Below are 8,324 nucleotides of genomic sequence, written 5' to 3' on the forward strand. Positions count from 1 at the left end.
CTTCACCCCGTCGGGATTGGGCACCGGGGCGGCACAGCACCACCGCCTCATCCAGTACAACCGCGGTGTCTTCCACGAACACACTGTCCGGGAAAGCCTCCAGGGAAGGCAGGAGCGTGACCGCCAGCCCGGCTTCCTCCAGGGCGTCCACATAATCGACATGTTGAGCCCGGGCACGGATGGGGTCCGGTGAACCATGCTCACCGTTGCACAGGGCCCGGCACAAGGATTTTCCGGGTGTACGCGCTATTGCCGTAAAAAACTCCAATATAGCCTCCTCAAGTAGTCAAGCCTCCCTCTTTTTCCAACAGATCGTGCACAACGTCTTCTCGAAGCTGCCAGGGATTCAACAGCAATCGCAGCAGCAGGGGAAAGAGAACCGCCGTAAACATGGCCGTCAAAACCGCGGCGGATGATTCCTGCCGGGACAGGATTCCGGACTCCATCCCAAAGGCGGCCACGGCCACCAGCAGGGTCAATGGAAACGCGGTAGCAACCGGCAATCCGGCCAGTGCGCGCACCGACATGGTGGAAAAAAACATGGGGAGCAGGCCAACCACGCGAACCCCAAGCATGACCAACACGATCAACCCCGATAACCGCAATACCGCAGGGTTCACCAATTCGCCGGGATTGAAGTGCAAGCCCACACGAATAAAAAAAATGGGGATAAAGAATCCGTACGCCATGCCACTGATTTTTTCCATTACCCGCTGACGCTGCTTGAAAACCAGGGCAAAGACCGCACCTCCGATAAAGGCGCCGATAATCGGCTCCAGGTGGAGCAGGCTGGCCAGGGCCACGAAAACAAAAAGATTCACCAGGCTGCCACGCGTGCCGCGTTCCGCCATGTCGTTTTTTTGCGTAAACATGACGGTCGCCGCAGGGAACCACCAGGTAAACAATTTCACCGCCCGATGCACCAGAATGGCCAGGGCCACGAACAAAAGGATCTCACCCATTCGTAAAAAAGACGCTGTGGACCAACCGGAACGCTGATAAAGGGCGAATACGGTAAACGCCCCCAGGCTGAGGAGCTCACCGATACTTCCCATCACCAGGTAGCGTTGCCCCAGGTCGCGGTTCAGCAACTGCATTTCCCGCAACACCGGAAACAGCAAGCCCACGGCGGTTACAAAGTAGACAACAGAAAACAGCGGAGCTTGCCCCAGGGCCAGGGCCACCCACAGGGAGAGGAAGATCATGATCAGGTACATGACGATTCCCAGCAGGATATCACGAACGGGGATATCCTTGAGTTTTTCAAAATTGATCTCCAGTCCCGCCAGGTACATGAGGATGATAAACCCGAGGTCGGCCAGGAAATCCAGAATCACCGTATTTTCCGGGGCTCCACCGGCGATCACTCCCAGCAGAAGGCCATAACCGATCTCCAACACAGCGGTCGGCATGTGCATCTTGCGGCTGATGAAAGGGACCACTGAGGCCCCCAGTGAAAAAAGGAGCAACAGCAAGGCTTCGGCTTCACTCACTTTCCGGTTCCTCCACTGGAATAATCAGCGTGGAAATCCGGGCCCGCGAAGCAATCAGGTAGGGCACATTGGGTTGCAGCAGGCTCACGGAACGACTGCGATCGCCCACGATCAAGAGCAGAGCCCTGGATTCATCCGCCAGGCGACGACAAGTAGCCTTAACCGGGTTCCCCTCCAGGAGTTCCATCTCGATGCGCTTGCGCGTCAACGATTCAAAATCGGAAACCAGGTCCTGGCGCAACTTCAGGGCCTCCGCCTCGGCACGGCCACGCAACTGCTTGGGAAGGGTAACAAAAAGGACGCGGAAAGGCACGGAAAGCAGGCGCGATAATTCCGACCCGCTTTCCAGTGCCAGGGCGGGATCCGGTCCATTCAGCGAAACCACGATTTCTGAATAGGGATAGCCGCCTCTGGGAACCAGCATGGGACGAGGGCATTCGCGGTACGCGCGGCGCAGGCGCAACGAAAACCAGCGCAACGGCGGGATTACCAACATGCCCATGTCCTGTGTTTCCTTGAAAACATCACGGAAATCATCCTGAATGGGGCCGATGTTGAATTCTCCGCTCATGCCCTTGACACGCTTCACCACTTCGGAATCCACCCGCTGGTGCACGGGCAGCAACTGAATGCGCTGGGAACGGGTATGCTGATGCCAATACAGCACCTCGTCAAGGTGGGCGGCCAGTCCCTGCTCCAGGGGACACACGATATAACGACCGTATTGCCTGGGAAACTGCGGCGTTCCCCGGGTTAAAAGCGAGGCAACGCTCTCCAGGACCATTGGCTCACCCACCAGGACCACACGGTCATCTATTTTCAGGCGGCAATTGCCTGTGGGCAGAATTAAACGTTCATCCCGGTACAAGGCGGCAATGCGCCATTGGGAGGGTTTCAGGCAACGCAGGCGACGTTCCACCATGTGGGAACGCGCACGTATGCGCACTTCCACCAGTTCTCCGCTGCCCAGACCGATGTGGGCGGCGCGGAAAAAATGGCGGTCAAGGCGGCGCAGGATGTACTGCATCCCCAACTCCAGGGGGTTGATCACCAACGCATCCTTGTCCGCATACCGCTCCACATCATCTTGCCGCAACACCAGGATCATGACCGGTACCGGACTTTTCAGGTCATCCCGCAACAGGCGCAACATCTCCAGGTTCACTTCGGCTGAGGGGATGGTGGAGATCACGTGCCTGAGGGAATCGGGATCCAGGTCTTTCCACGTCAGGCGGCTGGTAATGTCACCATGCACTACCTGGATTTCCGGCAATTGGCTGTGTGCGGACTCCAGTCGCTCCCGGTGACGGTCCACCAGGATTACCTGATGCTGGCGACAGAGGGAACGCAACAAAGACAGGTCGAAAAACTCCAGCCCCGCAACCACAATCCTCTTTTCTTCCTGGTTTTCCGTCATCCGATTTCCCGCTTGATATTCATTGTATCGATTATAACAGACACGTACTCCCATTGATACCAAGAGCGGGCGGAAGCCGACTTGACATCAGACCCCTTTATATGTTATATTTTAATTTAAATTTTGACCGGGAGATTCTCATGGAAATGCGCATTCACTTCCCCGGCGGCAAGCAGGTAACCGCCGAATACAGCGGATTCTCCATTGCCACGGATCAGCCCGTTGGTAGCGGAGGCGATGGATCCGCACCCGCGCCCTTTGACCTCTTCCTGGCTTCGCTGGCCACGTGCGCCGGTATCTACGTGCTGCAGTTTTTGCGACAGCGCGACCTGCCCACGGAAGGCCTGGAACTCGTGCAACGCCATGAATGGAACCAGGAGACCGGGCACCTGGATCGTGTGATGCTTACCATCCACCTGCCGCAAGGTTTCCCGGAACATTATCGTAAGGCCATTATCCAGGCGGCAGGCCTTTGTGCCGTGAAAAAACACCTGGAATCACCACCGGCATTTCAGATCGAAAGCGCCTGAGGGATTTTCAACCCCGCTCGAACTTGCCAATCACGATTCATCTTCAGCCGCAAGCCCCAGCATTTCCAGCAACTCCGTTACCGTTGGACGGTTCCGTACCAGCTCTTCTTTGCGCCTGCGGGACAACTGCTTGATGCGGGCTTCCGCCCGGGTTGCCAGGGAACGTTCCCCCAGGCAGGCCTTATAAACCAGCTCAAGGCTGGTAAAGCCGCGAGTGAAGCGTGCGCCCCGGGGAGAGCCGGCGGCATGCTCCGCCATGCGCCGGGCGACGTCCGAGGCGATCCCGGTGTACAGGCAACGCCCGTCACAGCGCAGCATGTATACGCTCCAGCCAATAGACGGATTTTTACGAAACTTTGTCCCCTGGATATCTTTTTCCCGTAATGATTTTTTCTGGATTGATTTCCCTTGTCCCGCCATATCACCTTTCCTATTATGCATCTCTTGCGTGTAAATGTCACCCGGTTTGCAGTGGCAAACCAATCCCCCTTCACCATGACAATGCGCAGCAATTCCAGTAAAATTTGACTTTTTTTTCCAGTTCTGTTTTCATATATTCCATACGAGACCGCTCATTAAATTGAGAGGAGGAGATATATGAGACTCAACGCACCCAAAAAGATCGTGTGGATGATTTCCCTGATCCTGGCCGTGGTCAGCATCGTCGGCCGGTTCGTCCTGATTCCGTTCGTGACCGTCTACGGCTTCTGGATCATCGGTGTGGCCTGGCTGTTGTTATTCCTGGGTTCCTGGCTCAAGGGCTTCTGACCGTCCTGATGAAGCCGCCCGGGGGAAAGCTCCCGGGCGGCTTTGTATGTCTCTTCCCCTTGTCGATTTCCATGTTGCAGGGCCACGATGCCCTGCAGGGGAAACCAGGGGGACAGGCGTTGCATTGTTACTCCGTATCCGGCATTCCACAGCCGGCAAACCAGTTTCTCACAACCACGCCGATAAGCTGACTGGTCCGGGTCCGGCCCGTACGCCGGCACCAGCGCCAACCCCGCCTTCTCTTTGATCCCCTCTTTTACAATGCATTCCAATAGTCGCTTTTTATCATGCACTCCCCGGGGTTTGGCCGCAATCCAGATCCAATCCTTTCCGCCGCATAACCGCACATAGTGAAAATCGCGGCACTCCAGGGCTACATCAACACCTGCCAGGTTTATCATTTTTCGAGCCACCCTGACCATTTCCAGATCGACATCAAAAGCGCTTACATCCCGTCTCCCCAGGCGGGCGATTGCAATGGAGGGAATGGCCGCCCCGCAGCCGATCTCCACAAACCGGGAAATTGAACTTCTAGCGGCATTAAGCGCAAGCATGGCATCCGCGTCCAACAATTGCAGAACCCAACGCGCGGCCACCGCCCGGTTTAAGTTATGCTCCAACCAGTGGTGATAAAGCCGGATCATTTCGGGCCATTTCAGCGGGAAAAGGGTCTTGAAAAGAGACAACCGGTCACCGCTTGAGAATGTAGGTTTCGCGGTTGCCCAGCCATGCGGAAAAAATAAAAATCACGAACAACAGTGTTCCGGCAGCCGTTAAAACCAAGGTTAACCCGCCTGCCGAAACGGTCGTCGCCATGGCAATCAGGGATTGAGAACGCGAAAATGAGATCACCATCAGCAGGATCAACAACACAACCGCGAACCGCCCCATTCGCGAAAACCATACCAGGAAAACGATCAAGCTGACCAATCCGAAAACGCCTGCCCCAACCGCAAAAAGAAAAGCCGGCAGCCGCGCGCCCCGGGGAGTCAATTCCGGAAACGCGATCAAAGAAAAAATCAGGGCCGGAACAAGGGAGAGCAAAACAATCATCACTGATTTACCCACCACGATATCCACTGTAGAATACCCATAGGCAAAATAGGTTTCATGTTTTTCTCTCATGGACTCAGCATACACATACTGGGGCATCAGCATGACGGTGATCACAAACGCGGTCTGGATCAAGAACGCCGGCCAGAAAAGCGTCCGCAATGATTCGGAAGACAAAAAAGCGGATTCCACTTCCCGCAATGAAAACCAGGCCAGCAGGAAATAGATCCCGTAGAGTCCCAGCAGCATGGGCAACCGGTTTACCGTGCACTTCAAGTCCTTGACCAGGATGTGCCTGAATCGAAACACGTCTCCGTTCATTCCAGCCTCCCCTGTGAAGCGGTGACCAGTTCAACGAACCTGGATTCCAGATCCCGCCCCTGCGGATCTTTGCGCGGTTCACCATTCCAGATTACTTTCCCATCCTTGAGAATGCAGACATGGTCCGCCAGTTTTTCCACCTCCCCCAGCAGATGACTGGTCATCAACAGGGTCATCCCCGATTTCACCCGGCGCTGAAGAATCTTTCTCACGCTCACCTTTCCCAGCGGGTCCAGGTGGGAAGTGGGTTCATCCAGAAACAGAATCTCCGGCTCTTCCAACAGGGCCCTAATCAGATCCGCTTTCTGCTGCATTCCCCGGGAAAAAGTGCCCACGCGCCCGGAGCGCGCGCCTTCCAGATTGAACTCTTTCATCAACTCCACCAGGTTTTTATCCTTCAACGATCTGTTTTTCGAAGAGAGGAAAAAGCGGCAATTCTGTTGCAACGTCAAATCCGGAAAAAGGCAGGGGGAATGAAACTGGAATGAACAGTTCTGGGGCAAAGCGGCCATTTGCACCGAACCTGTATCCGGCTTGAGCAAACCCAGCAGGATCCGAATCAATGTGGTTTTGCCCGCGCCGTTTGGCCCGCATACCGCCAGTGTCTTACCCCGCGGCGCCGCAATCACAACGTCGTCTAAAACCTGCTTTTTTGCGATCTTCTTGGATACGTGACTTATACGGATTGCTGCCGGATGATTTGAATCAACTCCCGGTTTTTCTGTTTCCATTTGCAGTCCTCCTTGTAGCGGCCCGCACGCAACGCGCGAACAATGCAATTCATGCAATAAGACAGGTGCGGACAATTGCCGCAAACATCCTGTTTGGGACCGTGGAGGAGATGATACGCACGCGCCTTGCGTTGGCAAAGATCACTCTCAATATCTTTCCAATAACAGAGAAAAAGCTCTTCAGCGGGAATCATGGGACAAGGCTTCACCCGCCCCTGCCAATCCACCGTCATGGCCCGGTGCCCGCCACCGCAATTGTCCATGGAGGCGAAGTCACTTCCGGAAAACTCCATCTCACGCGCGAAGAAGCCCGCGTAACGCGACTGTAAATCCCTCATGCGTTCATTCAATCGCAGCTGATCGTCCAGGCTGAAAGCCTTAACCGTTTGCACTCCCCTGCCGAAATCAATACTGGGATGGGCGATAAACGAATCGGCCCCCAGGTCCCTGGCCAACAACAGGGTCGGTTCAATGGCGTCGATCTTTTCAGGAGCATCAACGACCATGCCGACACGCAAAACAATACCGAAATCCTTGACCCTGCGAATGGCGTTCACTTCCATCTCAAAACTCCCTTCCACACCGGTCGTGGCCTCGACCATGGCGGGAGTATGGCCGTCCAGGCATACCTGGATCGCAGACATGCAAGGCCCGGCGGCAATCCGTTCCAGGTGGAATTCGCGCAACAGGCTACCGTTTGTGATCAACCCGAGCAGTTCGAAATTCATCATGACAAAGGCAACGATTTCATTGAAACGGGGATGGAGCAACGGTTCGCCTCCTGTCAACTCGACCCCGACCACGTTTCGCTCGTGAAAGTATGTCAGGATCTCGATGGGACCCGGCATAAATCCACTTCCCCGGCTGGAAGCGTTCTGATAACAATAGCGACAATGAAAATTGCATTGCCCGGTCAATTCCAGGCTGACAACCTGGGGAGTGATGTGATCAAAGGATCCCCCGGAATCCTGCCGGTCCGGTTGCGGGTCTTTCACGCATGCCAACACATCCATGCGATCCAGTTCCCGCACAAACCGCAGGATGTTCTTAACTGATTTGGTTTCAGGACGCTTCCCCAACACATCATGGACAATGGTTCGCAGGCAATCCCGGCCCCGGCAGTGGTTCAACAACTCACCTGCGTGACGATTTACGGTAAAAGCCCGGAAACGCCCCGCCCGGGAAGAGATCCTTGAGCTCTCACCATGATGTCGCAAGCGTACGTCATCTTTTAAGGTTGGATAACGATTCAGCATTCTCTCCTCCGTTGGATTATGGGGAGCCGCCCGAAGGCGACTCCCCGACCCGCTCATTTCGGCAGCAGGAACAGCAGGCAATCAGCACAGGTCGCGGCAATGGAAGTGGGAATGATTATCCCCGGGCACAACGAACACGCGCCGCATGTTCCGCACACTCCGCAGCTTGCGGTCACCACAATCCTCGGATCAAACATGGTTCCCCCCCTAGGCACCGATTTCAGCCCCGGGCCGAGCGGCGCGGGACCGTTCCGGATAAAGTCCAGCAAACATCATGCCAATTTTTTCACTAATCCGGAAACCCCGTTTTAAAGAAGGCTCCCAGACAAATTAAGGAAAAATTGAACCGGATTTACTTCTGTTGAGTCTGGCCCGGGGCATAACCGGGCTGTGCAGGGGAAAAGTTGGAGAGTTGAAAAGAAGGTTACAGATGGCAGGAAGGCCCCTCTTCGCCAAGGCTTCGCCGGGCAGGCAGGTGACAAGTATCAGGTGTAGGGGAGGTTTCGTGAACCGCCCTTCATCTTCCCTTCGGTGTATTCTGTTTTTGTGTGTATTTCCAGTTCATGGGCGACCCGCCGGTCGCCCCTACATCCGAATTTGGATGCGTTCCGAATTATGGTGGATCAAGGCGCGGGCAGGCACGGGGAGGCTGTCTCAAAAACATCTCAGGTGCTATAATGACATATGTCTAAAGAGATAACCGCTGATTATAGTCAACAGTTTCTTTTACCTCCATCGATAGAAGATTGGGTTCC

The 8,324-nt window shown here is 55.1% G+C and carries 9 protein-coding genes; 1 reads left to right on the top strand and 8 read right to left on the bottom strand.

Annotation, left to right across the window (positions count from 1 at the left end):
• From ENN40_10575 to ENN40_10585, 3 genes are all read right to left on the bottom strand, one after another.
• The coding region (locus ENN40_10575) for a hypothetical protein (protein HDP95786.1) at positions 1-268 on the bottom strand (268 nt) is incomplete at its 3' end.
• A gap of 10 nt (positions 269-278) precedes the next feature.
• Positions 279-1,493 carry a cation:proton antiporter gene (locus ENN40_10580; protein ID HDP95787.1) on the bottom strand — a complete coding sequence of 405 codons (1,215 nt, stop codon included), beginning with the start codon at positions 1,491-1,493 and terminating at the stop codon, positions 279-281.
• Positions 1,486-2,964 (bottom strand): TrkA family potassium uptake protein, encoded by a 1,479-nt coding sequence (locus ENN40_10585; GenBank protein ID HDP95788.1) that lies wholly within the window; start codon positions 2,962-2,964, stop codon positions 1,486-1,488. Before ENN40_10585 ends, ENN40_10580 begins: the two co-directional genes overlap by 8 nt.
• An 80-nt stretch (positions 2,965-3,044) precedes the next feature.
• Between ENN40_10585 and ENN40_10590 the strand changes: the two genes are divergently transcribed.
• Positions 3,045-3,440 (top strand): osmotically inducible protein OsmC, encoded by a 396-nt coding sequence (locus ENN40_10590; protein ID HDP95789.1) that lies wholly within the window; start codon positions 3,045-3,047, stop codon positions 3,438-3,440.
• Between the two features lie 30 nt (positions 3,441-3,470).
• On the opposite strand, the gene ENN40_10595 is transcribed toward ENN40_10590, so the two are convergent.
• The 5 genes from ENN40_10595 to ENN40_10615 form a co-directional block, all read right to left on the bottom strand.
• Positions 3,471-3,860, bottom strand: a complete 390-nt coding sequence (locus tag ENN40_10595; protein ID HDP95790.1) for a GIY-YIG nuclease family protein — start codon at positions 3,858-3,860, stop codon at positions 3,471-3,473.
• Between the two features lie 278 nt (positions 3,861-4,138).
• Positions 4,139-4,894 carry a class I SAM-dependent methyltransferase gene (locus ENN40_10600; GenBank protein ID HDP95791.1) on the bottom strand — a complete coding sequence of 252 codons (756 nt, stop codon included), beginning with the start codon at positions 4,892-4,894 and terminating at the stop codon, positions 4,139-4,141.
• Positions 4,895-4,898: 4 nt separating this feature from the next.
• Entirely contained in the window at positions 4,899-5,582 is a 684-nt protein-coding gene (locus ENN40_10605) for a hypothetical protein (protein HDP95792.1), read from the bottom strand.
• On the bottom strand, positions 5,579-6,313 hold the full coding sequence (locus ENN40_10610) for an ABC transporter ATP-binding protein (GenBank protein HDP95793.1): 735 nt from the start codon (positions 6,311-6,313) through the stop codon (positions 5,579-5,581). Before ENN40_10610 ends, ENN40_10605 begins: the two co-directional genes overlap by 4 nt.
• Entirely contained in the window at positions 6,259-7,626 is a 1,368-nt protein-coding gene (locus ENN40_10615) for a radical SAM protein (GenBank protein HDP95794.1), read from the bottom strand. Before ENN40_10615 ends, ENN40_10610 begins: the two co-directional genes overlap by 55 nt.
• Between the last annotated feature and the right edge of the window lie 698 nt (positions 7,627-8,324).

The sequence above is a fragment of the Candidatus Aminicenantes bacterium genome (assembly GCA_011049425.1).
Classification (GTDB): Bacteria; Acidobacteriota; Aminicenantia; order UBA2199; family UBA2199; genus UBA876.

Coding starts and splice junctions, on each gene's coding strand:
- ENN40_10585 (HDP95788.1), bottom strand. CDS start 2,964: ATGGGAGTACGTGTCTGTTATAATCGATACAATGAATATCAAGCGGGA.
- ENN40_10595 (HDP95790.1), bottom strand. CDS start 3,860: ATGGCGGGACAAGGGAAATCAATCCAGAAAAAATCATTACGGGAAAAA.
- ENN40_10605 (HDP95792.1), bottom strand. CDS start 5,582: ATGAACGGAGACGTGTTTCGATTCAGGCACATCCTGGTCAAGGACTTG.
- ENN40_10610 (HDP95793.1), bottom strand. CDS start 6,313: ATGGAAACAGAAAAACCGGGAGTTGATTCAAATCATCCGGCAGCAATC.
- ENN40_10615 (HDP95794.1), bottom strand. CDS start 7,626: ATGAGCGGGTCGGGGAGTCGCCTTCGGGCGGCTCCCCATAATCCAACG.